Below are 254 nucleotides of genomic sequence, written 5' to 3'. Positions count from 1 at the left end.
GACGGCGCGGCGGAGCTGGTGGCGGAGCTGACCGGCCTCGGCGCCGAGGTCACCCTCGCCGCCTGCGACCTGTCCGACCGCGACGCCGCGGCCCGGCTGCTCGCGGAGATCCCGGCAGCGCACCCGCTGACCGCGGTCGTCCAGACCACCGGGCTGCTCGACGACGGCGTCATCGGCTCGCTGACCCCCGAGCGGCTCGACCTCGTGCTGCGGCCCAAGGCGGACGCCGCGTGGCACCTGCACGAGCTGACCGC

Annotated in this window: 1 protein-coding gene; it reads left to right on the top strand. The window is 77.2% G+C overall.

The window, feature by feature from the left end; all coding sequences use genetic code 11:
- A partial coding sequence (locus tag G3I65_RS16310) for a KR domain-containing protein (RefSeq protein ID WP_160696865.1) occupies nucleotides 1-254 on the top strand: 254 nt, incomplete at both ends.

Origin of the sequence: Amycolatopsis sp. SID8362, assembly GCF_010550475.1 — a bacterium.
GTDB classification, from domain to species: domain Bacteria; phylum Actinomycetota; class Actinomycetes; order Mycobacteriales; family Pseudonocardiaceae; genus Amycolatopsis; species Amycolatopsis eburnea.
This window is presented reverse-complemented; position numbering and strand designations above follow the sequence as displayed.